The sequence below is a fragment of the Pseudomonas sp. XS1P51 genome, assembly GCF_054897845.1.
The window spans coordinates 7,102,510-7,129,364 of record NZ_CM142707.1; the positions used below are offsets into that span (position 1 = coordinate 7,102,510).

The following is a 26,855-nucleotide window of genomic DNA, read 5'->3' on the forward strand; positions in this document are numbered from 1 at the left end:
GAGTTGTGCGCCTGCGAAAGCCGCTCAGCAGCTACAAAGGGCGCTATCAAGCACCTTGCGCAACTCCAGCGGATGATCGACCACCACATCCGCCCCCCAATGCCGCGGGTTATCGTCCGGATGAATGTAGCCATAGGTCACGGCGGCCGTCCTGGTGCCGGCATCGCGCCCGGACTCGATGTCACGCAGGTCATCGCCAACAAACAGCACGCTGGCCGGATCGAGGTCGAGCATCTTGCAGGCGAGGATCAAGGGCTCCGGGTCCGGCTTGCTGTTCTTCACATGATCCGGGCAGATTAACAGCGCCGAACGCTCGGCCAGACCCAGTTGCTGCATGATCGGCTCGGCGAAGCGCAACGGCTTGTTGGTGACCACGCCCCAGATCAGGTTGGACTTCTCGATATCGGCCAGCAGTTCGCCCATGCCGTCGAACAGCTTGCTGTGAACGGCGCAACCCACGAGGTAGCGCTCCAGGAACTCCAGGCGCAGTTCTTCAAAGCCTGGGGATTCCGGGTCCATGGAGAAGGTCACGGCGACCATCGCCCTGGCGCCGCCGGAGATCTCGTCACGAATGTGCTTGTCGTCCATCGGCGGCAAGCCGCGGTCGGCACGCATCGCCTGACAGATCGCGATGAAGTCCGGCGCGGTGTCGAGCAGCGTGCCGTCCATGTCGAAAAGGACTGCTCTGATACGCATCGGCTTACTCCTCCCGCAGGGTCTGGATCATGTAGTTGACGTCCACGTCGGAGGCCAGTTTGTAGTGCTTGGTCAGCGGGTTGTAGGTCAGGCCGATGATGTCCTTGACGGTCAGGCCGGCCATGCGGCTCCAGGCACCCAGCTCGGAAGGGCGGATGAATTTCTTGAAGTCGTGGGTGCCGCGCGGCAGCAGCTTCATGATGTATTCGGCGCCGACGATGGCGAACAGATACGCCTTCGGATTGCGGTTGATGGTGGAGAAGAACACCTGGCCGCCCGGTTTGACCATTTTGAAGCAGGCGCGGATGACCGAGGACGGATCCGGCACGTGCTCAAGCATTTCCAGGCAGGTGACCACGTCGAACTGCTCGGGCATTTCTTCGGCCAGGGCTTCGGCGGTGATCTGCCGGTACTCGACGCTCACGCCCGATTCCAGTTGGTGCAACTGCGCGACCGCCAGTGGCGCTTCGCCCATGTCGATACCCATCACGGTCGCGCCGCGCTGGGCCATGGCTTCGCTGAGGATGCCGCCGCCGCAGCCGACGTCGAGGACTTTCTTGCCGGCCAGGTTGACCCGTTCGTCAATCCAGTTGACCCGTAGCGGGTTGATGTCGTGCAGCGGTTTGAACTCGCTTTCGCGGTCCCACCAGCGATGGGCCAGGGCCTCGAATTTGGCGATTTCGGCGTAGTCGACGTTGCTCATGGTTTAAGTCCTCTAAAACTTGAAAAATCCTGTTGCCCTGGCGTTCGGTCCAGGGGGGCTTACGATTCGGTGTGGCCGCTGATGCGCTGGCCCCAGGCCTTGGCGGTGGCGCAAAGCTGTTCTTCATCCAGGCGGGTCAGGCGGCGGTCGTCGAGCAGTTGTTTGCCGGCCACCCACAGGTGCTTCACGCAGTCCCGGCCAGTGGCATATATAAGCTGCGAAACCGGGTCGTAGATCGGCTGCTGCGCCAGGCCCGAGAGGTCGAACGCCACGATATCCGCCGCTTTACCGACTTCCAGCGAACCGACGTCAGCCTCGATCCCCATTGCACGGGCGCCGTTGAGGGTGGCCATGCGCAGGGCGCGATGGGCGTCCAGTGCGGTGGCCGAGCCGGCGACGGCTTTGGCCAGCAATGCAGCGGTGCGGGTTTCACCGAGCAAATCCAGGTCATTGTTGCTGGCCGCGCCATCGGTGCCGACAGCCACATTGACGCCAGCCTGCCACAAACGCTCCACCGGGCAGAAACCACTGGCCAGCTTCAGGTTCGATTCCGGGCAATGAATCACGTTGGTATTGGTTTCTACCAGTAACACCAGGTCTTCATCGCTGATCTGAGTCATGTGAACGGCCTGGAAGCGTGGCCCCAGGAGGCCCAGCCGCCCCAGACGCGCCAACGGGCGTTCGCCACGCTGTTCGACCGATTGCTGCACTTCGAACGCGGTTTCATGGACGTGCATGTGAATCGAGGCGTCCAGTTCTTCGGCGATAACCCGGATTTTTTCCAGGTTTTCGTCGCCCACGGTGTAGGGTGCATGGGGGCCGAAGGTGACTTTGATACGGTCGTGGTGCTTGAGATCGTTGAACAATTCGACGCCCTGACGAATGGCGTCGTCCGCCGTGCTGGCGCCGGGGATCGGGAAATCGAGGATCGGAATGGCGATTTGCGCACGAATGCCGCTGTTATGGACGCGCTCGCTGGCAACCTTCGGGAAGAAATACATGTCAGAGAAGCAGGTGATGCCACCTTTGATCTGCTCGGCGATGGCAAGGTCGGTGCCGTCGCGTACAAAAGCCTCATCGACCCATTTGGCTTCAGCCGGCCAGATATGGTTTTCAAGCCAGGACATCAATGGCAGGTCGTCGGCCAGGCCGCGGAACAGCGTCATCGCCGCGTGACCGTGAGCGTTGATCAGGCCCGGGCTGAGCAGCATGTCCGGCAGTTCACGCACTTCGGTTGCGTTAAGCTTCAGTGCGGCGGCGCGCGGGCCGATAAAGACAATGCGCCCGTCACGGATGCCAAGGGCGTGCTCTTTGAGGACAACGCCAGCAGGTTCGACGGGTACCAGCCAGGTCGGCAGCAATAACAGGTCGAGCGCAGCGGCAGTGTTCGGCATCGAGGATCGGTTCCAGTGCTTTTGAAAGGATGGCGAAGTATACCCGAGCGTCTTCGCGGGGGGATCGCTATAATCGGCGGCTTTTGTTCATGAGTGCGGGGTGAAGGATGCGCGATCGACTGTTGGCTGCGGAGAAGGTGAAGGCCATCGATTGGCGTGATGGCGCCCTGTACCTGTTGGATCAGCGTATTTTGCCGTTCGAGGAAACCTGGATCGCCTACACCAGCGCTGCTGGCGTGGCCGAAGCCATTCGTTCGATGGTGGTGCGCGGCGCGCCGGCGATTGGCATCAGTGCCGCCTACGGCGTGGTGCTGGCGGCCCGTGCCCGATTTGCCGAGGGTGGCGACTGGCAGGCAGCGCTGGAAGAGGATTTCGCGCTGCTCGCCGATTCCCGTCCGACGGCGGTCAATCTGTTCTGGGCGCTGGGCCGCATGCGCGAACGTCTTGAGCGGCTGAAGCATCACGCCGACCCGTTGGCGGTGCTGGAAGCCGAGGCCATCGCCATTCATGAAAGTGATCGCGAAGCCAACCTGACCATGGCACAGCTGGGCGTGGACTTGATCCGCAAACATCAGGGCAATGCTCAGGCAATCCTGACCCACTGCAACACCGGCGCGCTGGCCACCGGCGGCTTCGGTACGGCGTTGGGGGTGATTCGCGGGGCATTCATTGAAGGTATGGTCGAGCGCGTTTACGCCGATGAAACCCGTCCATGGCTGCAAGGTTCGCGGTTGACCGCATGGGAACTGGCCAACGAAGGCATTCCCGTGACCGTCAATGCCGACGCCGCTGCGGCTCACATCATGAAGACCAAGGGCATTACCTGGGTGATCGTCGGCGCCGACCGGATCACCGCCAATGGTGACGTGGCCAACAAGATCGGTACCTATCAACTGGCGGTGAACGCCATGCACCACGGCGTGCGCTTCATGGTGGTGGCGCCGAGTTCGACCATCGACATGAACCTGGCCAGTGGCGACGATATTCCGATTGAAGAACGTGACGGGCGCGAGTTGCTGGAAGTCGGCGGCAAGCGGGTCGGGGCGGATGTCGAGGCGTTCAACCCGGTGTTCGACGTCACCCCGGCTGACTTGATCGATGCGATTGTCACTGAAAAGGGCATTGTCGAGCGCCCGGATACCGCGAAAATGGCGCAGTTGATGTGCCGTAAGCGTCTGCATTGAAGATATCTGGCGCCTGATAAATCGTCTTCGCGAGCAGGCTCGCTCCCACATTTGATCGAGGTATGACTGCAATAGTCGGCACATACAGAGCTACTGTAGGAGCGAGCTTGCTCGCGATGGGGTCCGCAAGGTCAACAAATCAGCCTGAAATCTGCATTCGACAACCCTCTAAGCCTCTCTCGTCCCCTTTCAGCCTGTCACCGGTCAACTAACTATGCTCCATGCGCATCTGGGGGATAGGTGCGTGGCGGCTCTTGTGATAACATCCGGCGGTTTCCAAGGTAGCCCGATGTGGCTACCTTTACTGCGCAGATCCATGGCATAACTCGTTGATTTGTCGTAAGTCGGTGCATGGCACTCAGCCTGCATCGGCGAGCTTCGTTCGTCCCATATGGATGTGACGAAGTTTCACCAGAAAAAGGAATCAGGCTTCTCATGGGCGAACTGGCCAAAGAAATCCTCCCGGTCAATATCGAAGACGAGCTGAAGCAGTCCTACCTCGACTACGCGATGAGCGTAATTGTCGGGCGGGCACTGCCGGATGCGCGCGATGGCTTGAAGCCCGTGCACCGGCGTGTGCTGTTCGCGATGAGCGAGCTGGGCAACGACTTCAACAAGCCGTACAAGAAATCTGCCCGTGTTGTCGGTGACGTGATCGGTAAGTATCACCCTCACGGTGATACCGCGGTGTACGACACCATCGTTCGGATGGCGCAGCCATTCTCGCTGCGCTACCTGCTGGTAGACGGCCAGGGCAACTTCGGTTCGGTGGACGGCGACAACGCCGCGGCCATGCGATACACCGAAGTGCGCATGACCAAACTGGCGCACGAGCTGCTGGCTGACCTGCATAAAGAAACCGTGGACTGGGTGCCGAACTACGACGGCACCGAAATGATCCCGGCGGTCATGCCGACCCGTATTCCCAACCTGCTGGTCAACGGCTCCAGCGGTATCGCCGTGGGCATGGCGACCAACATTCCGCCGCACAACCTCGGTGAAGTCATCGACGGTTGCCTGGCGCTCATCGACAACCCTGAGTTGACCATCGATGAGCTGATGCAATACATCCCCGGCCCGGACTTCCCGACCGCCGCGATCATCAACGGTCGCGCCGGCATCATCGAAGCCTACCGCACCGGTCGCGGGCGCATTTACATGCGCGCCCGCTCGATCATCGAAGACATCGACAAGGTCGGTGGCCGTCAGCAGATCGTCATCACCGAACTCCCTTACCAGCTGAACAAGGCCCGTCTGATCGAGAAGATCGCCGAGCTGGTAAAAGAGAAGAAGCTTGAAGGCATCACCGAACTGCGCGACGAGTCCGACAAGGACGGTATGCGCGTCGTGATCGAGCTGCGTCGTGGCGAAGTGCCTGAGGTGATCCTCAACAACCTCTACGCCCAGACCCAGCTGCAAGCGGTGTTCGGTATCAACATCGTCGCGCTGATCGACGGCCGTCCGCGGATCCTGAACCTCAAGGACCTGCTGGAAGCCTTCGTTCGTCACCGTCGCGAAGTGGTGACCCGTCGTACCGTGTTCGAACTGCGTAAAGCCCGCGAACGTGGTCACATTCTGGAAGGTCAAGCGGTTGCTCTGTCGAACATCGACCCGGTCATCGCCCTGATCAAGGCTTCGCCAACGCCGTCGGAAGCCAAGGAAGCGCTGATCAAGACTGCGTGGGAATCGTCCGCCGTGGTTGCGATGGTTGAGCGTGCCGGTGCCGATTCGTGCCGTCCAGAGACCCTGGACCCGCAATACGGTCTGCGCGAAGGCAAGTACTTCCTGTCGCCGGAACAGGCGCAAGCCATTCTGGAACTGCGTCTGCACCGCCTGACCGGTCTGGAACACGAAAAACTGCTGGCCGAGTATCAAGAGATCCTCAACCAGATCGGCGAGCTGATCCGCATCCTCAGCAGCGCTACGCGCCTGATGGAAGTGATCCGCGAAGAGCTGGAAGTGATCCGCGCCGAATACGGCGACGTGCGTCGCACCGAGATTCTGGATGCCCGTCTCGACCTGACCCTGGGTGACATGATCCCGGAAGAAGAGCGCGTCGTGACCATTTCCCACGGTGGCTACGCCAAGACCCAGCCATTGGCTGCGTACCAGGCTCAGCGTCGTGGCGGTAAAGGCAAATCGGCTACCGGCGTGAAGGATGAGGACTACATCGCTCACCTGCTGGTCGCCAACAGCCACACCACGCTGCTGCTGTTCTCCAGCAAAGGCAAAGTGTACTGGCTGAAAACCTACGAAATCCCGGAAGCCTCCCGCGCTGCCCGTGGTCGTCCGTTGGTCAACCTGCTGCCGCTGGACAGTGATGAATACATCACCACCATGCTGCCGGTCGAGGAATACACCGAAGGTCACTTCATCTTCATGGCTACTGCCAAAGGCACCGTGAAGAAGACCCCGCTGGAATCCTTCAGCCGTCAACGCAGCGTCGGCCTGATCGCGCTGGAGCTGGACGAAGGTGACGTACTGATCTCTGCCGCCATTACCGATGGCGATCGCGAAGTCATGCTGTTCTCCGACGGTGGCAAGGTCACTCGCTTCAAGGAAACCGACGTTCGCGCCATGGGCCGTACTGCTCGCGGTGTCCGCGGCATGCGCCTGCCGGAAGGCCAGAAGCTGATTTCGATGCTGATCCCGGAAGAAGGCAGCCAGATCCTCACCGCTTCGGCCCGTGGTTTCGGCAAGCGTACGGCGATCACCGAGTTCCCTGAGTACAAACGTGGCGGCCAGGGCGTTATCGCCATGGTCAGCAACGACCGTAACGGCCGTCTGGTCGGTGCAGTCCAGGTGCTCGACGGCGAGGAAATCATGCTGATTTCCGACCAGGGCACGTTGGTCCGTACTCGTGTTGACGAAGTGTCCAGCCTGGGTCGTAACACCCAGGGCGTGACCCTCATCAAGCTGGCCAGCGATGAAACGCTGGTAGGTCTGGAGCGGGTTCAGGAGCCGTCGGAAGTCGAAGGTGAAGAGCTGGAAGGTGAAGAGGGTGCAGTGTTCGAGGGTGAGGTCGTGATCGACGACGTTGCCGAAGACCAGCAACTCGACGCCGCCGCTGACGAAGAACCGCAAGAATAAGCGGGCAAGCAGGGGGCGGATGAAAATTCGCCCCTTCTTGTTTCTCCTGTTTGAATATGGAATGTAGGAGCTGTCGAGTGAAACGAGGCTGCGATCTTTTGATCTTGCCTTGTGGGTGCCAGGAAAAGATCGCAGCCTCGTTTCACTCGACAGCTCCTACAGGTCAAATAGTTTTGTTGCGTGATACCACCAAATCAGAGCGAGATTGGATGTGAGCAAGAGAGCCTATAACTTCTGTGCCGGTCCTGCGGCACTTCCCGAAGCTGTCCTGCAGCGCGCCCAGGGTGAACTCCTTGATTGGCACGGCAAGGGTTTGTCGGTCATGGAAATGAGTCATCGCAGTGATGAGTTCGTGTCCATCGCCACCAAGGCCGAGCAGGATCTGCGTGATCTGCTGAATATCCCCTCGAACTATAAAGTGCTGTTTCTGCAAGGTGGCGCGAGCCAGCAATTTGCTCAGATTCCTCTGAACCTGTTGCCGGAAAGCGGCACCGCCGACTATATCGACACCGGTATCTGGTCGCAGAAAGCCATCGAAGAAGCTTCGCGCTATGGCAACGTCAACGTCGCCGCCACCGCCAAGCCTTACGACTATTTCGCTATTCCCGGTCAGAACGAATGGAACCTGTCGAAAGATGCGGCCTACGTTCACTACGCACCGAACGAAACCATCGGCGGCCTGGAATTCAACTGGGTTCCGGAAACCGGTGACGTTCCACTGGTCGCCGACATGTCCTCGGACATCCTCTCGCGCCCGATCGATGTCTCGCGCTTCGGCATGATCTACGCCGGCGCCCAGAAAAACATCGGCCCGAGCGGCATCGTCGTGAACATCGTTCGTGAAGACCTGCTGGGTCACGCCCGTTCCCTGTGCCCGACCATGCTCAACTACAAGGTCGCGGCCGACAACGGCTCGATGTACAACACGCCGCCAACGCTGGCCTGGTACTTGTCCGGCCTGGTATTCGAGTGGCTGAAAGAGCAGGGTGGTGTTGCAGCCATCGGCAAGCTCAACGAAGTGAAGCAGCGCACGCTGTACGACTTCATCGACGCCAGCGGCTTGTACAGCAACCCGATCAACAAGTCCGACCGCTCGTGGATGAACGTACCGTTCCGTCTGGCCGACGACCGTCTCGACAAGCCGTTCCTGGCCGGTGCCGACGAGCGTGGCCTGTTGAACCTCAAGGGTCACCGTTCCGTGGGCGGCATGCGCGCCTCCATCTATAACGCCGTCGACATCGTTGCGGTCAACGCACTGGTTTCGTACATGGCAGAGTTCGAGAAGGAACACGGCTAATGTCTGAGCAAGAACTCAAGGCACTGCGCCTGCGCATTGATGCCCTGGACGAGAAGGTCCTGGAGCTGATCAGTGAGCGCGCACGCTGCGCCCAGGAAGTTGCGCGAGTAAAGATGGCCTCGCTGGCCGAAGGCGAAGTGCCGGTGTTCTATCGTCCTGAGCGCGAAGCTCAGGTGCTCAAACGCGTGATGGAGCGTAACCAGGGGCCGCTGGGCAACGAAGAGATGGCGCGTTTGTTTCGCGAAATCATGTCCTCGTGCCTAGCCCTCGAGCAGCCGCTGAAAGTGGCTTACCTCGGTCCTGAAGGCACCTTCACTCAGGCGGCGGCCATGAAGCACTTCGGCCACGCCGTGATCAGCAAACCGATGGCGGCGATCGACGAAGTGTTCCGTGAAGTAGCCGCCGGTGCGGTGAATTTTGGCGTGGTCCCGGTGGAAAACTCCACCGAGGGCGCGGTCAACCACACCCTCGACAGCTTCCTCGAACACGACATGGTCATCTGTGGCGAAGTCGAGCTGCGGATTCACCACCACCTGTTGGTCGGCGAAAACACCAAGACCGACAGCATCAGCCGTATCTATTCCCACGCCCAGTCCCTGGCCCAGTGCCGCAAGTGGCTGGACGCCCATTACCCGAATGTCGAGCGCGTGGCGGTGTCGAGCAACGCCGAAGCGGCCAAACGGGTCAAGGGTGAGTGGAGCTCGGCGGCGATTGCCGGCGACATGGCGGCAGGCTTGTACGGGTTGACCCGTCTGGCCGAGAAAATCGAGGATCGCCCGGACAACTCCACGCGATTCCTGATCATCGGCAGCCAGGAAGTGCCGCCGACCGGCGACGACAAGACCTCGATCATCGTCTCCATGAGCAACAAGCCAGGCGCGCTTCACGAGTTGCTGGTGCCGTTCCACGACAATGGCATTGATCTGACGCGAATCGAGACTCGTCCTTCGCGCAGCGGTAAATGGACCTACGTGTTCTTCATCGACTTTGTCGGCCACCACCGCGATCCGCTGGTAAAAGGTGTGCTGGAAAAGATCAGTCAGGAAGCAGTAGCACTCAAAGTGCTGGGTTCCTACCCGAAAGCAGTTCTCTAAGGGGTAGCAAATGAGTGGCGACTTCCTCGCTCTGGCACAGCCGGGCGTGCAACAACTTTCGCCTTACGTTCCGGGCAAGCCCGTGGACGAACTGGCGCGTGAGCTGGACATCGATCCGGCCAGCATCGTCAAACTGGCGAGCAACGAAAATCCGTTGGGCGCCAGTCCAAAGGCTCTGGCAGCGATTCGCGAAGAATTGGCCGAGCTGACCCGTTATCCGGATGGCAATGGTTTTGCGCTCAAGACCTTGCTGGCCGACCAGTGCCGTGTCGAGCTGAATCAAGTGACGTTGGGCAACGGTTCCAATGACATTCTGGAGCTGGTCGCGCGTGCCTATCTGGCGCCTGGCCTGAACGCGGTGTTCAGCGAGCATGCGTTCGCGGTCTATCCGATCGTCACGCAAGCGGTCGGCGCTACGGCCAAAGTGATCCCGGCCAAAGACTGGGGCCATGACCTGCCGGCCATGCTGGCCGCGATCGATGCGGATACCCGCGTGGTCTTCATCGCCAACCCGAACAACCCGACCGGGACCTGGTTCGGTGCCGAGGCCCTGGACGAATTCCTGCAGGACGTTCCGGCCCACGTACTGGTGGTGCTGGACGAGGCCTACATCGAATATGCCGAAGGCAGCGACTTGCCGGATGGCCTGGACTATCTGGCGGCCTATCCGAACCTGCTGGTTTCGCGCACCTTCTCCAAGGCTTATGGCCTGGCGGCGTTGCGGGTCGGTTATGGCTTGTCCGCCGCCGTGGTCGCGGACGTGCTGAACCGCGTGCGTCAGCCGTTCAACGTCAACAGCCTGGCCCTGGCCGCTGCTTGCGCTGCGCTGCAAGACGCCGAATATCTCGCTGAAAGCCGTCGCCTGAACGAATCCGGCATGCAGCAACTGGAAGCGGGTTTCCGTGAGCTGGGGCTGGGCTGGATTCCGTCCAAGGGCAACTTCATTTGCGTTGACGTCGGTCGTGTTGCGGCACCGGTATTCCAGGGCTTGCTGCGAGAAAGCGTGATCGTGCGTCCGGTGGCCAATTACGGCCTGCCGAACCACCTGCGTATCACTATCGGTCTGCCAGCGGAAAACAGCCGCTTCCTTGAGGCGCTGACCAAGGTTCTGGCTCGTGGTTGATGTCACTGCACTGCAACCTGCTGCACCTATGATCGGTCGCCTGGTGGTGGTCGGTCTGGGGTTGATCGGCGGTTCGTTTGCCAAGGGTTTGCGTGAAAGCGGCCTGTGCCGCGAAGTGATCGGGGTCGATCTCGATCCGCAATCGCGCAAGCTGGCGGTTGAGTTGGGCGTGGTGGATCGCTGCGAAGAAGACCTGGTCGTTGCTTGCCAGGGCGCTGACGTGATTCAACTGGCCGTGCCGATCCTGGCCATGGAAAAAATGCTTGGCCGCTTGGCCGGCATGGACCTGGGGCAAGCGATTCTGACCGACGTCGGCAGCGCCAAGGGCAATGTGGTGCGCGCGGCGACCGAAGCATTCGGCGGTATGCCGGCGCGTTTTGTGCCGGGCCATCCGATTGCCGGTTCCGAGCAGAGCGGGGTGGAAGCCTCCAACGCTGACTTGTTCCGTCGCCATAAAGTAATTCTGACACCGCTGGATCAAACCGATCCGGCTGCCCTGGCAGTGGTCGACCGTTTGTGGCGCGAACTGGGCGCCGATGTCGAACACATGCAGGTCGAGCGTCACGACGAAGTGTTGGCGGCGACCAGCCACCTGCCGCACTTGTTGGCGTTCGGTTTGGTCGATTCACTGGCCAAACGCAATGAAAACCTTGAGATCTTCCGTTACGCTGCCGGCGGTTTCCGCGATTTCACAAGAATCGCGGGTAGCGACCCGGTCATGTGGCACGACATCTTCCTCGCCAACCGCGAAGCTGTCCTGCGCACACTCGATACATTTCGCAGCGACCTCGACGCCTTGCGCGACGCGGTCGATGCAGGGGATGGGCACCAATTGTTGGGCGTTTTCACTCGCGCCCGGGTTGCCCGCGAACATTTCAGTAAAATCCTGGCCCGCCGGGCTTATGTGGACGCTATGAACTCCAACGACCTGATTTTCCTGGGACAACCTGGTGGCCGCCTGACTGGGCGGATTCGTGTACCGGGCGATAAATCGATTTCCCACCGTTCGATCATGCTCGGCTCCCTGGCTGAAGGCGTCACTGAAGTCGAAGGTTTCCTCGAGGGCGAAGATGCTCTGGCGACCTTGCAGGCTTTCCGTGACATGGGCGTCGTGATCGAAGGTCCGCACCACGGTCGCGTGACCATTCACGGCGTCGGTTTGCATGGCTTGAAGCCTGCACCGGGCCCGATCTATCTGGGCAACTCCGGCACGTCGATGCGTCTGCTGTCTGGCCTGTTGGCTGCGCAGAACTTCGACAGCACTCTGACCGGTGACGCTTCGCTGTCCAAGCGTCCGATGAATCGTGTGGCCAATCCGCTGCGTGAAATGGGTGCCGTAATCGAAACCGCCGCTGAAGGTCGTCCACCGATGACCATTCGTGGTGGCAACAAGCTCAAAGGCCTGACCTACACCATGCCGATGGCCAGCGCCCAGGTTAAATCCTGCCTGCTGCTGGCGGGTCTGTACGCCGAAGGCAAAACCACCGTCACCGAGCCGGCCCCGACCCGCGACCACACCGAGCGCATGCTGCGTGGCTTTGGCTACCCGGTCACCGTCAGCGGTGCTACCGCGTCGGTCGAGTCCGGCCACAAGTTGACCGCGACCCACATTGAAGTGCCGGGTGATATCTCGTCGTCGGCATTCTTCCTGGTGGCCGCATCGATCGCCGAAGGCTCGGAGCTGGTGCTCGAGCACGTTGGAATTAATCCGACCCGTACCGGCGTGATCGATATCCTGCGTCTGATGGGCGCGGACATCGCTCTGGAAAACCAGCGTGAAGTCGGCGGCGAACCGGTAGCGGACCTGCGCGTACGTGCCGCTAAACTCAAAGGTATCGAGATTCCCGAAGCGCTGGTTCCACTGGGCATCGACGAATTCCCGGTGCTGTTCGTAGCCGCTGCCTGTGCCGAAGGGCGTACTGTATTGCGTGGCGCCGAAGAGTTGCGAGTCAAGGAATCGGACCGGATCCAGGTCATGGCCGATGGTTTGCTGGCACTGGGCGTCAAATGTGAACCGACCCCGGACGGCATCATCATCGACGGCGGCCAGATTGGCGGCGGCGAAGTGCACGGTCACGGTGATCACCGGATCGCCATGGCATTCAGTGTGGCTTCGCTGCGCGCCACCGCACCGATCCGCATCCATGACTGCGCCAACGTTGCGACGTCGTTCCCGAACTTCCTCGCGTTGTGCGCGCAGGTCGGCATCCGTGTTGCACAAGAGGCTCAGTCGTGATCATCAAGCCACCGGTCATCACCATCGACGGCCCAAGCGGGTCGGGCAAGGGCACAATCGCCGGGATTCTGGCCAAGCGTCTGGGCTGGTGCCTGCTGGATTCCGGTGCGCTTTACCGTCTGCTGGCGTTCGCTGCGCGTAACCATGGCGTCGATCTGACCAATGAAGAGTCGCTGAAACTGCTGGCGGCTCATCTGGACGTGCAGTTCGTCGGCGCGACCGAAGGACATCCACAGCGCATCATCCTCGAGGGTGACGACGTCACTGATGATCTGCGCAACGAACAGGTTGGCGCCTGGGCTTCCCAGGTCGCGGCGTTGCCGGCTGTGCGCGACGCGTTGCTGCAGCGCCAGCGGGCGTTTCAGGAACCGCCGGGCCTGGTGGCCGATGGCCGCGACATGGGCACCGTGGTTTTCCCGGATGCGCCGCTGAAGATATTCCTCACTGCCAGTGCCGAGGAGCGTGCGCGCCGTCGATACTTGCAGTTGAAGGGCAAAGTCGATGGTGTTAGTCTGTCGAGTCTGCTAGATGAGATACGTGCACGCGATGAGCGTGACACCCAGCGAGCGGTAGCCCCGCTCAAACCGGCGGCTGACGCCATACAGCTGGATTCCACGGAATTATCCATCGATCAGGTGCTGGAACGCATCATGAGCGAGATCGCCATTCGCGATATCGCCGGGTGACCAAGAAACGATCCAGGGGACCAGTCATAGTCCTGTGCCGTTTCTTCTAATGAACGTAACCCACGTCGTCTGGGATGTGGAGATGGGCGTATTCTTCGCCCTTATCATCAGGAATTAAAATGAGCGAAAGCTTTGCGGAACTCTTTGAAGAAAGCCTAAAAACCCTGAACCTTCAGGCAGGCTCCATCATCACCGGTGTTATCGTTGATATCGATTACCAAGCTCGCTGGGTAACCGTTCACGCTGGCCTGAAGTCTGAAGCACTCATCCCGCTTGAGCAGTTCTACAACGATGCTGGCGAACTGACTATCAACGTCGGTGACGAAGTTCACGTTGCTCTGGACTCGGTTGAAGACGGCTTTGGTGAAACCAAGCTGTCCCGTGAAAAAGCCAAGCGCGCCGAGTGCTGGATTGTTCTGGAAGCAGCCTTCGCAGCCGAAGAAGTGGTCAAGGGCGTTATCAACGGTAAGGTTAAAGGCGGCTTCACTGTCGACGTTAACGGCATCCGTGCGTTCCTGCCAGGTTCTCTGGTTGACGTCCGTCCAGTGCGCGACACCACGCACCTGGAAGGCAAAGAGCTGGAATTCAAGGTCATCAAACTCGACCAGAAACGCAACAACGTTGTCGTTTCCCGTCGCAGCGTCCTCGAAGCCGAGAACTCCGCCGAGCGTGAAGCTCTGCTGGAATCCCTGCAGGAAGGCCAACAAGTCAAAGGTATCGTCAAGAACCTCACCGATTACGGCGCATTCGTCGATCTGGGTGGCGTCGATGGCCTGCTGCACATTACCGACATGGCTTGGAAACGTATCAAGCATCCTTCCGAAATCGTCAACGTTGGCGATGAGATCGATGTCAAGGTTCTGAAGTACGATCGCGAACGCAATCGTGTTTCCCTGGGCCTCAAGCAACTGGGCGAAGATCCATGGGTTGCTATCAAAGCCCGTTACCCAGAAAGCACTCGCGTTACCGCTCGTGTAACCAACCTGACCGACTACGGCTGCTTCGCTGAGCTGGAAGAAGGCGTTGAAGGTCTGGTACACGTTTCCGAAATGGACTGGACCAACAAGAACATCCACCCTTCGAAAGTCGTACAAGTCGGCGACGAAGTGGAAGTTATGGTTCTGGACATCGACGAAGAGCGTCGTCGTATCTCCCTCGGCATCAAACAGTGCAAATCTAACCCATGGGAAGATTTCTCTGGCCAGTTCAACAAGGGCGATAAAATCTCCGGCACCATCAAGTCGATCACCGATTTCGGTATCTTCATTGGTCTGGACGGCGGCATCGACGGTCTGGTTCACCTGTCCGACATCTCCTGGAACGAAGTGGGCGAAGAAGCCGTTCGCCGCTTCAAGAAGGGCGACGAGCTGGACACCGTTATCCTGTCGGTTGACCCAGAGCGCGAGCGTATCTCCCTGGGTATCAAGCAACTGGAAAGCGATCCGTTCTCCGAGTACGTTCAAGAGAACGACAAAGGCGCAATCGTTAAAGGCATCGTGAAAGAAGTTGACGCTAAAGGCGCCATCATCACTTTGGCCGACGATATCGAAGCGACTCTGAAAGCCTCCGAAATCAGCCGTGACCGCGTTGAAGACGCGCGCAACGTTCTGAAAGAAGGCGAAGAAGTAGAAGCCAAGATCATCAGCGTTGACCGTAAGAGCCGCGTAATCCAGCTCTCGATCAAGTCGAAAGACGTTGAAGACGAGAAAGAAGCTATCCAAAGCCTGCGCGACAAGCCAGCGACTTCGGAACCAGCTGCTGGTCCTACCACTCTGGGCGACCTGTTGCGTGCACAAATGGAAAAACAGAACTAAGTCCTGTCAGACCATAGAAAAAGGGCGACTTCGGTCGCCCTTTTTTGTGCCTGCGATTTAGTGGGCGGTGAAACCAACGGTGTCGACAAGCTGTCTCTTTCTTTAATCGGATCAATCGTTTATTTGCAGCTAGTCTTAAGCCTGAAGTGCACGACAGTCGGGCAGCGCGCCTGACCTAAGGAAGAGAATGAACAAGCTCATTGTCGTCATGGCGGTACTGACACTGGCGGGTTGTACCACTAATGCCAAGACCCACGCAGTGCGTGGGGTCAGCGGTATCGAGGTCGATTGTTCGGGGTTGGGGTCAGGATGGGAGAAATGCCATAAGCGCGCCGCCAAGGAATGCAAGGGGGCCGGCTACAAGGTGGTTACGAGGTCCGATGATGCGAAGGAGGAGGATGAATACCCCTTTGGCTTCAATCCGGCGGGTTATCTGACACGTACCATGCTGGTTATCTGCAGATGAGTACATTGGGGCATGGTCTATGTTCTGGTGCCCTGGAATAGGGCGATTAATTATCGATAAAGATATCAAAATTCGGGGCTGTTCAAATTCCTCCGGTCATGCTAAAACCTTTGAAGCGATTTTCCTAGCTGCTTGAAAAAGAAGGGAAAAATATGACGAAGTCGGAGTTGATCGAACGAATTGTCACCCATCAAGGGCTGCTCTCATCCAAGGATGTGGAGCTGGCCATCAAGACCATGCTCGAACAAATGTCCCAATGCCTTGCCACGGGTGATCGCATCGAGATCCGTGGGTTTGGCAGCTTCTCTCTGCACTACCGCGCACCGCGCGTAGGACGCAATCCGAAAACCGGTCAGTCCGTCAGCCTTGACGGTAAATTCGTTCCGCATTTTAAGCCAGGGAAGGAGTTGCGGGATCGGGTGAATGAGGATGAGGAGAATGAACTCTGATTGCCGGCAAGAGGTGTAGATGAGTAGCGCCAAGCGAGTAACAGCGCTTACGTTGATAGTGTTGCTGGTTCTTCTGGTGGTCGTATTCATTCTGGAAAATAATCAGCCCGCAACGCTAACCTTTTTCGGATGGTCGACTCCACAATTGCCCTTTGCAGTCTATGTTGTCATGGCGTTGCTGCTAGGGTGGGGCGCGGGTCCGGTAATGAGTTGGGTTATAGGGACGGGCGTGAAGCGCCGAGGCAAGGGCGGGGATGTCGTAAAGTAATAAGTTGAGTGAGAAACGGAGCACCCGATACAAGGCCCCGCTCCTAGTATTGACATTACTCGACCGCTGTACTTGTTCGCTCGCAGCCGGCACCTTCCAAACGCCGACCGGAATCAAGTCGGCACAGAAGCCTCGAGCTGGCCTGCATGATATTTCGACGCGAGAACAATCAGGGGAGCATAAGCGATAACCACTCCCCAGGTTCCATCGAGGCCCAGTTGAGTGACGCAGTACGCGACTGGCAATAACCAAAACAAATTGATGGCGCCGACGGCGAGCGTTACAGGTAAATGCTTGCCATATTGGCGTGAAGCGAATTGATAGGCATGGCTCCGATGAGCCTCATAGACCTTATCGCCGCGAAGCAACCGACGTACCAAGGTGAAGGTTGCGTCGACGATGAACACGCCTAACAAAATCAACCAGGCCCAGAATAAGTCGGAGGAAGCCCAGGCAGCCTGTAAAGACAAAACGCCCAAGGCTATGCCTAGAAACCCGCTCCCTGCGTCCCCCATGAATATGCGCGCTGGCGGGAAATTCCAGTACAGAAAACCGATTACGGCCACGGCCATCGTCAATGGCCCCCAGATAAGTGCCGAGGTGTCGCTTAACCAGTAAAGCAAACATGCACCAAGACAAGCGGACAATGCTTCAACGCTCGCGATCCCATCAATTCCATCCATGAAGTTGTAAAGATTAAGTAGCCAAACCAGATAAACCACTGCGAAGAAATTACCGAGCCAGTGCAGGTTGAGACTTATCCCGAAAAGCGTTATCGGAGGAAACCCTCCCAAACAAACAAGCGCCCATATCCCCGCTCCAAAATGCCCCAGCAGTCGCCAACGAGCCGCAATATGGCCATGATCGTCCATAAACCCGATGACAGCCACCAGCGCTCCAGCCCCCCCTACTGCGATCAGCTGATGCCAAGGCGCCAGTTCTAACATCCCGAAAACCGGAAGCGAAAACAGGAACGTCATTACGATAGCAACGCCTCCACCACGCGGCGTTGGGATGGTATGGGAGCTGCGGGCATTAGGGATATCGATGATGCTTCGAGACAACGCATAACGTCGCAGGGCGGCGGTTAATACGAAAGACAGAAAGGCAAGAGCTGGTACCAGCCACAAGTAAATCATTGTTGTTGATGTTCCCGAAAATGCATCGCGGTGATCCCCAAGGCTTCATCAACGTCAGGGGGGGGGGCGAGCCTAAAAGATTACGAGTTTTGGTGATGTCGACTTGCGCAACGATCGGCATAGTCGCTGGGATAGTGTCTTTTACCCAAGAGAGCAGCTCCGCGCTGAAGCGCTCAGCCAAGTATTGGCGCAAGTATAACCGGTCTGTTGAGCGCTTTTGCCATCTTTGTTGGCAAGACGGTAGTGGATAAATCGTCCCCCGTCGCAGTCAACTGTTTCATATCCTGTAACCAACACATTTTTGACAGACTCCAGACATCGCCTAAGTTTGGAGGGCAGCTTCGGAAAAGCTGCTTTCCCAATCGATGTCATGGAGCGTCATTTATGCGTACTGGCTACTTCTATTCTCTGGTTTTTGCCCTGCTCACCAGCGCCTCTATCGCTGCTGTTGCTGCGCCTGCGGTCAAGCCTGAGGCTGGCAATGCACCTCTGGTGCTGGAAGTTTCCCCCAAGGCACAATCCGGCAAGGTCGATCTGAACGAGGCTGATGCACCGACACTGCAGAGAGAGTTGTCAGGGGTAGGAGAGGCCAAAGCCAAGGCGATTGTTGCGTATCGTGAGAGTAATGGGCCGTTTGCGTCGGTGGACGAACTGCTCGAAGTGAAGGGGATTGGCAAAGCCATTCTGGATAAGAATCGCGATAAGCTTGAGGTGAACTAAGCTTGTAAGTCAGCGCCAGGGGCCGGTCATTGACCGGCCTTTTTGCATTCTGGCGAATGCTGTTGCACCTTCCGTCGGCATGAGAAAAATTACGGCTATCATATTGCGCTTAAATTATGCCTATAATAAAACCATCATCCGCTAAAGCGTCCCCAATCTCAGACGCTTGCCTTCCCCTCAGGTATTTCCAGGAGCACTGTCATGAATTCTGTCCAGACCCAAGGTACGGCCCTCGTCACCGGTGCTTCCTCCGGTATCGGTGCGATTTACGCCGAGCGGTTGGCGGCGCGTGGTTTTGATTTGTTGTTGGTCGCTCGTGATCAGGGGCGGCTGGAAGCAGCGGCGGGCAAGTTACGTGCCGAGTATGGTGTTCAGGTCGAGGTGCTCAAGGCGGATCTGACGCAAAAGGATGGTGTGCTTAAGCTGGAGCAGCGCCTTCGCAGCGATTCGAGTATCAGCCTGTTGCTGAACAATGCCGGTGTTGCGGCTGATGGCTTACTGGCCAACTCCGATATGGAGCAGCTGGAACGCTTGATTCAACTGAACGTAACAACGGTCACGCGGCTGGCATCGGCGGCGGCCGCCAGTTTTGCCAAGGCAGGGCGGGGAACGATCATCAATATTGCATCGGTGGTGGCGTTGTTCCCCGAGCGCTTCAACGCAACTTACAGTGCCAGCAAGGCTTATGTGTTAAGCCTGACCCAGTCATTGAATGCCGAACTGGATGGCACCGGTGTCAAGGTTCAGGCCGTGTTGCCTGGCGTAACACGTACCGAAATCTGGGAGCGCTCCGGTATCGACGCGACCCAGATCCCGGCGGATATGGTCATGGAGGCGGGGGAGATGGTCGACGCGGCGTTGTCGGGTCTGGACCAGGGTGAGCTGATCACCATCCCTTCGTTGCCGGATGCTTCCGAATGGGATGCGTTTGTCGCGGCGCGTCATGTGATGGCGCCGAATCTTTCCAAAAGCAAGGCCGCCTCGCGTTACAAGTGAGGCGCCATCAATCGGCTTGAGGTAGTTGCGGTATGAGTGATCGTCGAGTGGTTGTAACGGGCATGGGTCTGGTGTCTCCGCTGGGTAGCGGTGTTGAAGCGGTCTGGGAGCGTCTGTTGGCCGGGCGTTCCGGGTTGCGCAATTTGCCGGACGAGGTGGTTGCCGATCTGCCGGCCAAGGTCGGCGGCGTGGTGCCGGCCTTGGCTGACGATGCTGAGGCGGGTTTTGACCCGGACCTGGCGACCCCACCCAAAGAGCAGAAGAAGATGGACCGTTTCATTGTGTTTGCCATGGAGGCGGCGCGTCAGGCGCTGGAGCAGGCTGGTTGGAAAGCTCTGGATGCCAATGCCCAGGAACGTACTGCAACCATTATCGGTTCAGGCGTAGGTGGTTTTGGCGCGATTGCGGACGCGGTGCGCACCACGGACAGTCGTGGCCCGCGACGTTTGTCGCCGTTCACCATCCCTTCGTTTCTGGTCAATCTCGCGGCTGGACATGTATCGATCCAGCACGGTTTCAAAGGGCCATTGGGTGCCCCAGTGACGGCGTGCGCGGCCGGGGTTCAGGCCATTGGTGATGCGGCGCGGCTGATTCGTTGTGGCGAGGCGGATATTGCAGTGTGCGGCGGTGCGGAAGCGGCGATCGATCGCGTCAGCCTTGCTGGGTTTGCCGCTGCTCGTGCCTTGTCCAGCGGTTACAACGAAACCCCGGAGCGCGCCTCGCGGCCGTTCGACAGTGGTCGCGACGGCTTCGTCATGGGGGAGGGCGCAGGTCTTCTGGTGATCGAATCTCTGGAGCATGCCCTGGCCCGCGGCGCTCAACCGCTGGCGGAACTGGTCGGCTACGGCACCAGCGCCGATGCCTATCATCTGACTGCTGGCCCCGAGGATGGCAGCGGTGCACGTCGGGCGATGTCGCTGGCATTGGCCCAGGCAGGCATTTCGGCGGCGCAGGTGCAACATCTCAACGCTCACGCAACGTCGACGCCGGTCGGGGATCTGGGAGAGTTGGCGGCCATCAAGTCGTTGTTCGGCTCAGAGAACAAGATTGCGGTGACCTCGACCAAATCCGCCACCGGGCATTTGCTTGGCGCGGCAGGCGGGATCGAAGCCATCTTCACGCTGTTGGCGATCCGCGATCAGGTTGTGCCGGCCACCCTGAACTTTGATAACCCTGACCCGGCCGCTGAGGGCGTGGACATTGTCCACGGTCAGGCTCGGCCGATGGCCATCGAGTACGCGCTGTCCAACGGCTTCGGGTTTGGTGGAGTGAACGCCAGCGTGCTGTTCAAGCGCTGGCAGGGTTAGTCCCGGGAGTGCTTGAGATACTCGCGAGTGACATCGAGAATCCGCTGAGCCAGCTCCGGATTCTCGACACTGCGCGATAGCAGCAACGCCCCGACCAGTGCAGACATGATGAAGATGCTGCGGTCGGCGGCGTCCTCGCCTTCAAGTGTGCCTCGCACCTGTTCGAGTCGCGCGTTGAGCACCACATCGGAGGTCGGACTGGGTTGTCCGCGCAGGCCCAGTTCCGAAGACATGGTCGGCAGTGGGCAACCTTCATCAGGTGACGTCTGGTGCCATTCGGACAAATAGGTGTCGATGAACGCTTCCAGCGGGAGCTCCTGGGCGAACAATTCGGCGCAGAGGACGTCGCACTCTTCGCCAGCGGCCTGCAGGGCCTTTTCCACCAGTTCGTCTTTGGACTTGAAATGCGAGTAAAAGCCGCCGTGGGTCAGGCCTAGTGCTTTCATCAGTGGTTGCAGGCCAGTCGCGCCGATACCGTCGCGGCGAAATCGCGCTGATGCTTCCTTGATGATGCGTTGGTGGGTCTGGGCTTTATGGTCCTGCGAGTAACGCATCTGGAATCTCCGCAACAATGCGCCATATTAACCAATGAAAATGGGATGGTGACTGTACTTCTACTTCTAAAAAGCATGCAGATGCGTCCAACTCCGTCCTGCTGCATCTAATGAACTGGCACGAATAGTGATTACTCGTTAGCTGACGATTGTTGAACAATCACGAGGCATGAGTATGAGCAGCGGACTGTCCCTGGCCGATCACATCACATTGGAGCTGCGTGCCGACATCATCGGTGGTCGTTTGCTGCCCGGCATGGCGCTGGTGGAAAACGACCTGGTGTCTGCCTACAACGCTTCCCGCAACACCATTCGCGAAGCGTTGCACCGCCTGGGGCAGGAAGGCCTGACCCGTTACGTGCGCAACAAAGGTGTGATGGTGCGCCGACTGGGCGTTGACGATGTGCGGGATCTGTTCAACGTCCGCCGCACGCTGGAGTTGCAGGCCATCAGCGCCAGTCAGCCGCTGCGCGACTACCAATCCGACCGGATGCTCGAAGCCCTGGAGGCCACTGAGCTTGCCCGGGAGCGCGAGGACTGGCGCGCCGTCGGCACCCACAGTCTGGCGTTTCATCAACACATCGTCGGGTTGCTGCGCAGCCCGTTGTTTGATGAGTTCTTCACCAATGTCGTCGCGCAACTGCGCCTGGTGTTTTGCACCGCTCCTGACGAATCACGTTTCCAGGCGCCCTGGCTGGCACGCGACCGGCAGATCCATGAGTGGCTCGCCGAAGGCGACAAGCGTGCAGCCGAGGATGCCATGAGCCTTTATCTCGACGATTCCGAACACCTCCTGCTGCAGATGCTTGCCTCAACTTCCCATCATTGATCGAGGATTCGTGCCATGTACAAAGACTATCCGGCGGCCTATCAAGTCAGCAAAGGCTCGGCCTTGCAGGTGGACAAAGCCTTCTACGAAAGGATCCGCGACACAAAGGAGGGGCGCACGCTGATCGAGCAGTTCGAGGTGCCGATCCGCACCGGTCGCGCCTGGAAAGTGCCGGCCGGGCATGTGTTCAGGGTCACGACTCCTGTTGGCCCGCAGGTCGGGGACTTCAACGTCTGGAATGCCAACGATCCACGTGAACGCTTGTGGGCGGCGCGTACCCGGCAACTGCAGGGCGCGCATGTCAGCATCCACGATCGGCTCTGGTCGAACCTGCCATTTTTACGGCCTCTGGTGACCATCACCGACGACAGCCTGGCCGGTTACGGGATCGACGAGCATGGCGGTCGTTTGCATGATTTGCTCGGCACTCGCTGCGATCCCTATGTGAACAAAATGCTCACCGGCGAAGACTTCCATCATCACTGCCACTCCAACCTGACCCGCGCGGTGCTGCCCCACGGCCTGACCGAGTTTGATGTGCATGACGTGCTGAACATTTTCCAGTGCACCGGCCTGAACCACGACGACATGTATTTCATGAAAGCCTGTCCGGCGCAGAAGGGTGATTACCTGGAGTTTTTTGCCGAAATCGATTTGCTGTGTGCGCTTTCGACCTGTCCGGGTGGCGATCTGTCGCTGGCCATGTGGGGGCCGGATGCGCAGGATCCGTTGAGCGTGTGTCGTCCACTCGGCGTGGAGATTTATCGGTTGGAGGATTCGTTGCTTGAAGGCTGGAGCCAGCCGGAACGTGCAGCCTACAAAGGGCTGCATGGCTTGCACATTGCCAAGGCCGATTGGGAAAAGTAACAGCAAAAAGATCGCAGCCTTCGGCAGCTCCTACAGGGGAAAACAGTGTAGGAACTGCCGAAGACTGCGATCTTTTGTTTTAGCGGTCCTGCGCATCCTTGGCATCCGCTTCCGCGTTGCGTTCAGCGACGCGTTTACGTTGCTCATCGGTCAGTTCGACCTTGTTGGCGGTGTCACGCAGCATCATCAAACCGCCAACGATCGAGCCGATTGCAACGACCAGAATCAACCAGGCATACCAGGGCATAGGGCTCTCCTTGAGGGCAGGCCGATTGGCGGGTTTCGCCAATCGATCGTGCATACCACTTTGAGCGATTCATTTTCGCAGTGGTTCCATTCTATGCCTGATAGGCCAGCAGCACTTCGACTGTTTAGAGCCCGGTCAGCATCGCATCGGCCGGTGCATCGGCACGCAATTGCGCCGTCAGCATGAAGTACACGAAACCTGCCGCCATGAAGCCGAGGAAGATCAACCCGATCAACGTGTTGAACCAGGCCATCGCCACCAGGCAAACCACCGCCAGCACCAGCGCAATAAACGGCACCAGTGGATAGCACGGCGCGCGGAAGGTGCGCTCCAGGTTCGGTTCGGTTTTGCGCAGTTTGAACAGGCTGAGCATGCTCATGATGTACATCACGATCGCGCCGAACACCGCCATGGTGATCATCGCTGCTGTCAGCGTCATGCCGCCGAGGTTGATCAAACCGTCGCTGTAGATCGCCGCGATGCCGATCACGCCACCGGCGATGATTGCCCGGTGCGGCGTCTGGAAGCGCGACAGTTTGGCCAGGGACGCTGGCAGGTAACCGGCCCGGGCGAGGGCGAAGAACTGCCGCGAGTAGCCGAGGATGATCCCGTGGAAGCTTGCCACCAGGCCGAACAGACCGATCCACACCAGCATGTGCAACCAGCCGGAGCTTTCGCCGACCACGGTTTTCATGGCTTGCGGCAGCGGATCGTTGATGTTCGACAGGGTGCGCCAGTCGCCGACGCCGCCGGCAAAGAACATCACGCCCATCGCCAGCAACACCAGGGTCAGGATGCCGCTGATGTAAGCCTTCGGAATCGTGCGTTTCGGGTCCTTGGCTTCTTCGGCGGCCATGGCGGCGCCTTCGATGGCCAGGAAGAACCAGATGGCAAACGGAATCGCCGCGAACATCCCGGCAATGGCCGGTGCCCCGAACACATCGGAACCTGCCCAGCCATTGAGCGCGAAGTTACTGAAGCTGAACGCCGGCGCGACTACGCCCATGAACACCAGCAGTTCCGCTACCGCCAGCACGCAGACCACCAGCTCGAATGTCGCCGCGAGTTTCACCCCGAGGATGTTCAGGCCCATGAACACGATATAGGCGCCAACCGCCGCATGTTTTGGGTCGAGGGCGGGGAATTGCACGTTGAGGTAGGCGCCGATTGCCAGTGCGATGGCCGGCGGGGCGAAGACGAATTCGATCAGTGTCGCCAGCCCGGCGATCAATCCGCCTTTCTCGCCAAAGGCGCGGCGGCTGTAGGCAAAGGGACCGCCAGCATGAGGAATCGCGGTGGTCAGCTCGGTGAAACTGAAGATGAAACAGGTGTACATGGTGGCGACCATGAAAGAGGTCACCAGAAAACCGAGCGTACCGGCCACGCCCCAGCCGTAGCTCCAGCCAAAGTACTCACCGGAAATCACCAGCCCGACTGCAATGCCCCACAGGTGCAGCGTGCCCAGCGTGGGTTTGAGTTGTGTGTTCATGCGTTTGCTCCCTGAACGGTTTGGACAGCTCGGGGAGGGCGTGTGCAGTGGGCGTGCCAGTGTTGCGACAGCAGTCGTAAAGCGTAAAAAGGTGTCGTATCGGGGATGTTTGTTGCTGGATGTGTACTTTTTGTGCGCCAGTTAAGGGCAGTGTTGGCCGTTATGCCGTCATCGCGAGCAGGCTCGCTCCCACATTTGGAATGCATTTGCCCAACCGACACCGATCCCCGTGGGAGCGAGCCTGCTCGCGATAGCGTTCACCCCAATACCGCTGTAACCCCAGCGTAAACCCACTCTTTACGCATTCTTTATGCACAGCCAATCCCCTCGATCTCGTTCCTTTACAGCCTCCCTGCCGACAATGACTCCACACGCGGCAATACGCCGTAACACGGAGAACTTCCATGAGCGTTCTGGATGGGGTGTCACTGCTATTGGCAGTGGGGCTGTTCATTTATCTGTTGGTTGCGCTGTTGCGCGCGGACCGGAACTAGGAGCGGCTATGCACAGTTATGACTATTGGCTGATCCTCGCCTTCTTCGCTGTGGTGCTGATCCCGGCGCCGTTTCTGGGGCGGTTCTATTACAAAGTAATGGAAGGTCAGCGCACCTGGCTGACACCGATCCTGGGACCTGTGGAGCGTGGTTGTTATCGAGTGGCCGGCGTTGATCCGCAGGCCGAACAGAGCTGGCAGAAATACGCCCTGGCCTTGCTCGCCTTTAACCTTGCGGGCTTCTTGCTGTTGTTCATGATCCTGTTGTTCCAGGACCACTTGCCGCTCAACCCGCAAAACCTGCCGGGTCAGGAGTGGACGCTGGCGTTCAACACCGCTATCAGTTTCATGACCAACACCAACTGGCAGGCCTACAGCGGTGAAGCATCGCTGAGCTACTTGAGTCAGATGGTCGGCCTCACCGTGCAAAACTTCGTCAGCGCCGCCACCGGCCTGGCGGTATTGGTTGCGCTGTGCCGCGGTATCGGCCGCAAATCGACCAGGACCCTCGGCAACTTCTGGGTCGACATGACCCGTGCCACCCTCTACGGCTTGCTGCCGCTGTGCCTGCTGCTGGCGCTGTATCTGGTCTGGCAGGGCGTGCCGCAAACCTTCGCGCAATACGTGAATGCCGTGACCATGCAAGGCGTCGATCAGGTGATCCCGCTTGGTCCTGCCGCCAGCCAGATTGCGATCAAGCAATTGGGCACGAATGGTGGTGGCTTCTTCGGCGTCAACTCGGCGCACCCGTTCGAGAACCCGACGGCGTGGAGCAACCTGTTCGAGTTGGCCTCGATCATCCTGATCCCGGTCGCCCTGGTGTTCACCTTCGGCCACTACGTGAAAGACCTGCGTCAGAGCCGCGCAATCATCGCCTGCATGCTGGCGCTGTTCCTGATTGGTGGCGCGACTTCGCTGTGGGCCGAATATCAACCGAACCCGAACCTGAACAACGTCGCTGTCGAACAGACCGCGCCGCTGGAAGGCAAGGAAGCGCGGTTCGGCACCACCGCCACGGTGCTGTGGTCGGTGACTACCACCGCGGCGTCCAACGGTTCGGTCAACGGCATGCATGACAGCCTCAACCCGCTCAGTGGCATGGTGGCGCTGGTCAATATGATGGTCGGCGAAGTGATCTTCGGCGGTGTCGGCGCCGGGCTCTACGGCATGTTGCTGAACGTGTTGATCGCAGTGTTCCTCGCAGGTCTGATGATCGGCCGCACGCCGGAATACCTCGGCAAGAAACTGCAAGCCAAGGAAGTGCAATTGCTGGTGGTGACCTTGATGGTCATGCCGATTGGCGTCCTGGTACTCAGCGCGATTGCTGCCAGCCTGCCAGGCCCGGTGGCTGCGGTGAGCAACCCCGGCCCTCATGGTTTCAGTCAGTTGCTCTACGCCTACACCTCGGCCGGTGCCAACAACGGCTCTGCGTTTGGCGGCTTCGGCGCCAACACGGCGTTCCACAACCTGATGCTGGGGCTGGGCATGTTGATCGGTCGCTTCGGGTACATCCTCCCGGTACTGGCCCTGGCCGGCAGCCTGGCGATGAAGAAAACCGCACCGATCGGCCAGAACAGCTTCCCGACCCATGGCCCGCTGTTCGTGACCCTGCTGACCGTGACCATTTTGCTGGTGGGCGGACTGACCTTTCTGCCGACCCTGGCGCTGGGCCCAATTGCTGAACACCTGAGTATGGGCTTCTAAGGAATCCATC

The 26,855-nt window shown here is 59.0% G+C and carries 25 protein-coding genes; 18 read left to right on the forward strand and 7 right to left on the reverse strand.

Annotated features, from left to right (window positions below; genetic code table 11):
* Positions 1–24: 24 nt before the first annotated feature.
* From mupP to ACYZUD_RS32855, 3 genes are read right to left on the reverse strand one after another with little or no spacing between them, the layout of a single operon-like run.
* On the reverse strand, positions 25–696 hold the full coding sequence (gene mupP, locus ACYZUD_RS32845) for an N-acetylmuramic acid 6-phosphate phosphatase MupP (protein WP_462021919.1): 672 nt from the start codon (positions 694–696) through the stop codon (positions 25–27).
* A gap of 4 nt (positions 697–700) precedes the next feature.
* A complete protein-coding gene (gene ubiG, locus ACYZUD_RS32850; protein ID WP_038982154.1) occupies positions 701–1,399 on the reverse strand; it encodes a bifunctional 2-polyprenyl-6-hydroxyphenol methylase/3-demethylubiquinol 3-O-methyltransferase UbiG in 699 nt (232 codons plus the stop codon).
* A 59-nt stretch (positions 1,400–1,458) separates the two neighbouring features.
* Complete coding sequence (locus ACYZUD_RS32855; RefSeq protein WP_462021920.1) at positions 1,459–2,793, reverse strand: TRZ/ATZ family hydrolase; 1,335 nt, start codon at positions 2,791–2,793, stop codon at positions 1,459–1,461.
* Between the two features lie 107 nt (positions 2,794–2,900).
* Here ACYZUD_RS32855 and mtnA point away from each other — a divergent pair, with 107 nt between their 5' ends.
* The 11 genes from mtnA (at position 2,901) to ACYZUD_RS32910 (ending at position 16,500) form a co-directional block, all read left to right on the forward strand.
* Positions 2,901–3,977 carry an S-methyl-5-thioribose-1-phosphate isomerase gene (mtnA, locus tag ACYZUD_RS32860; protein ID WP_462021921.1) on the forward strand — a complete coding sequence of 359 codons (1,077 nt, stop codon included), beginning with the start codon at positions 2,901–2,903 and terminating at the stop codon, positions 3,975–3,977.
* A 435-nt stretch (positions 3,978–4,412) separates the two neighbouring features.
* Positions 4,413–7,067: a DNA gyrase subunit A gene (gene gyrA / locus ACYZUD_RS32865; protein WP_462021922.1), complete on the forward strand. Its 2,655-nt coding sequence runs from the start codon at positions 4,413–4,415 to the stop codon at positions 7,065–7,067.
* A gap of 211 nt (positions 7,068–7,278) precedes the next feature.
* Entirely contained in the window at positions 7,279–8,364 is a 1,086-nt protein-coding gene (serC, locus tag ACYZUD_RS32870; protein WP_462021923.1) for a 3-phosphoserine/phosphohydroxythreonine transaminase, read from the forward strand.
* Entirely contained in the window at positions 8,364–9,458 is a 1,095-nt protein-coding gene (pheA, locus tag ACYZUD_RS32875) for a prephenate dehydratase (RefSeq protein ID WP_462021924.1), read from the forward strand. The genes serC and pheA overlap by 1 nt, the downstream gene beginning before the upstream one ends.
* Positions 9,459–9,468: 10 nt before the next feature.
* Entirely contained in the window at positions 9,469–10,581 is a 1,113-nt protein-coding gene (gene hisC, locus ACYZUD_RS32880; protein ID WP_462021925.1) for a histidinol-phosphate transaminase, read from the forward strand.
* A 28-nt stretch (positions 10,582–10,609) separates the two neighbouring features.
* Positions 10,610–12,817, forward strand: coding sequence for a bifunctional prephenate dehydrogenase/3-phosphoshikimate 1-carboxyvinyltransferase (locus ACYZUD_RS32885; RefSeq protein WP_462025142.1), 2,208 nt, complete (start codon positions 10,610–10,612; stop codon positions 12,815–12,817).
* Positions 12,814–13,503: a (d)CMP kinase gene (cmk, locus tag ACYZUD_RS32890; RefSeq protein WP_059406801.1), complete on the forward strand. Its 690-nt coding sequence runs from the start codon at positions 12,814–12,816 to the stop codon at positions 13,501–13,503. Before ACYZUD_RS32885 ends, cmk begins: the two co-directional genes overlap by 4 nt.
* Positions 13,504–13,622: 119 nt before the next feature.
* Positions 13,623–15,317: a 30S ribosomal protein S1 gene (rpsA, locus tag ACYZUD_RS32895; RefSeq protein ID WP_059406800.1), complete on the forward strand. Its 1,695-nt coding sequence runs from the start codon at positions 13,623–13,625 to the stop codon at positions 15,315–15,317.
* A gap of 187 nt (positions 15,318–15,504) precedes the next feature.
* Positions 15,505–15,783: a hypothetical protein gene (locus ACYZUD_RS32900; protein ID WP_462021926.1), complete on the forward strand. Its 279-nt coding sequence runs from the start codon at positions 15,505–15,507 to the stop codon at positions 15,781–15,783.
* A 152-nt stretch (positions 15,784–15,935) separates the two neighbouring features.
* A complete protein-coding gene (gene ihfB, locus ACYZUD_RS32905) occupies positions 15,936–16,232 on the forward strand; it encodes an integration host factor subunit beta (RefSeq protein ID WP_462021927.1) in 297 nt (98 codons plus the stop codon).
* 19 nt (positions 16,233–16,251) lie between these two features.
* The gene (locus ACYZUD_RS32910; protein ID WP_462021928.1) at positions 16,252–16,500 is read left to right on the forward strand and encodes a LapA family protein; all 249 of its coding nucleotides are present in this window, start codon (positions 16,252–16,254) and stop codon (positions 16,498–16,500) included.
* A 113-nt stretch (positions 16,501–16,613) separates the two neighbouring features.
* On the opposite strand, the gene ACYZUD_RS32915 is transcribed toward ACYZUD_RS32910, so the two are convergent.
* The gene (locus ACYZUD_RS32915) at positions 16,614–17,639 is read right to left on the reverse strand and encodes an MraY family glycosyltransferase (protein ID WP_462021929.1); all 1,026 of its coding nucleotides are present in this window, start codon (positions 17,637–17,639) and stop codon (positions 16,614–16,616) included.
* Between the two features lie 384 nt (positions 17,640–18,023).
* On the opposite strand from ACYZUD_RS32915, the gene ACYZUD_RS32920 reads away from it, so the two are divergent.
* The 3 genes from ACYZUD_RS32920 to fabF all read left to right on the forward strand — a co-directional run bounded on the left by ACYZUD_RS32920 (position 18,024) and on the right by fabF (position 20,662).
* Complete coding sequence (locus ACYZUD_RS32920; RefSeq protein WP_462021930.1) at positions 18,024–18,359, forward strand: ComEA family DNA-binding protein; 336 nt, start codon at positions 18,024–18,026, stop codon at positions 18,357–18,359.
* 201 nt (positions 18,360–18,560) lie between these two features.
* Complete coding sequence (locus tag ACYZUD_RS32925; protein ID WP_462021931.1) at positions 18,561–19,355, forward strand: SDR family NAD(P)-dependent oxidoreductase; 795 nt, start codon at positions 18,561–18,563, stop codon at positions 19,353–19,355.
* A gap of 32 nt (positions 19,356–19,387) precedes the next feature.
* Positions 19,388–20,662, forward strand: a complete 1,275-nt coding sequence (fabF, locus tag ACYZUD_RS32930; RefSeq protein WP_462021932.1) for a beta-ketoacyl-ACP synthase II — start codon at positions 19,388–19,390, stop codon at positions 20,660–20,662.
* On the opposite strand, the gene ACYZUD_RS32935 is transcribed toward fabF, so the two are convergent.
* Entirely contained in the window at positions 20,659–21,216 is a 558-nt protein-coding gene (locus ACYZUD_RS32935) for a TetR/AcrR family transcriptional regulator (RefSeq protein ID WP_462021933.1), read from the reverse strand. The two genes, fabF and ACYZUD_RS32935, sit on opposite strands and share 4 nt — an antisense overlap.
* Positions 21,217–21,391: 175 nt before the next feature.
* On the opposite strand from ACYZUD_RS32935, the gene ACYZUD_RS32940 reads away from it, so the two are divergent.
* A complete protein-coding gene (locus tag ACYZUD_RS32940; RefSeq protein WP_462021934.1) occupies positions 21,392–22,045 on the forward strand; it encodes a GntR family transcriptional regulator in 654 nt (217 codons plus the stop codon).
* Between the two features lie 15 nt (positions 22,046–22,060).
* On the forward strand, positions 22,061–22,912 hold the full coding sequence (locus ACYZUD_RS32945; protein ID WP_462021935.1) for an urea carboxylase-associated family protein: 852 nt from the start codon (positions 22,061–22,063) through the stop codon (positions 22,910–22,912).
* A 79-nt stretch (positions 22,913–22,991) separates the two neighbouring features.
* Here the strand turns inward: ACYZUD_RS32945 and ACYZUD_RS32950 are convergent, their stop codons facing one another.
* A complete protein-coding gene (locus ACYZUD_RS32950; RefSeq protein ID WP_007931351.1) occupies positions 22,992–23,159 on the reverse strand; it encodes a DUF2897 family protein in 168 nt (55 codons plus the stop codon).
* 124 nt (positions 23,160–23,283) lie between these two features.
* On the reverse strand, positions 23,284–24,648 hold the full coding sequence (gene eat, locus ACYZUD_RS32955) for an ethanolamine permease (RefSeq protein ID WP_084322389.1): 1,365 nt from the start codon (positions 24,646–24,648) through the stop codon (positions 23,284–23,286).
* Between the two features lie 404 nt (positions 24,649–25,052).
* On the opposite strand from eat, the gene kdpF reads away from it, so the two are divergent.
* Both kdpF and kdpA read left to right on the forward strand, forming a co-directional pair.
* Entirely contained in the window at positions 25,053–25,142 is a 90-nt protein-coding gene (gene kdpF, locus ACYZUD_RS32960) for a K(+)-transporting ATPase subunit F (RefSeq protein WP_007899818.1), read from the forward strand.
* Positions 25,143–25,150: 8 nt separating this feature from the next.
* Positions 25,151–26,845, forward strand: coding sequence for a potassium-transporting ATPase subunit KdpA (kdpA, locus tag ACYZUD_RS32965; RefSeq protein ID WP_462021936.1), 1,695 nt, complete (start codon positions 25,151–25,153; stop codon positions 26,843–26,845).
* The last annotated feature ends 10 nt before the right edge of the window (positions 26,846–26,855 follow it).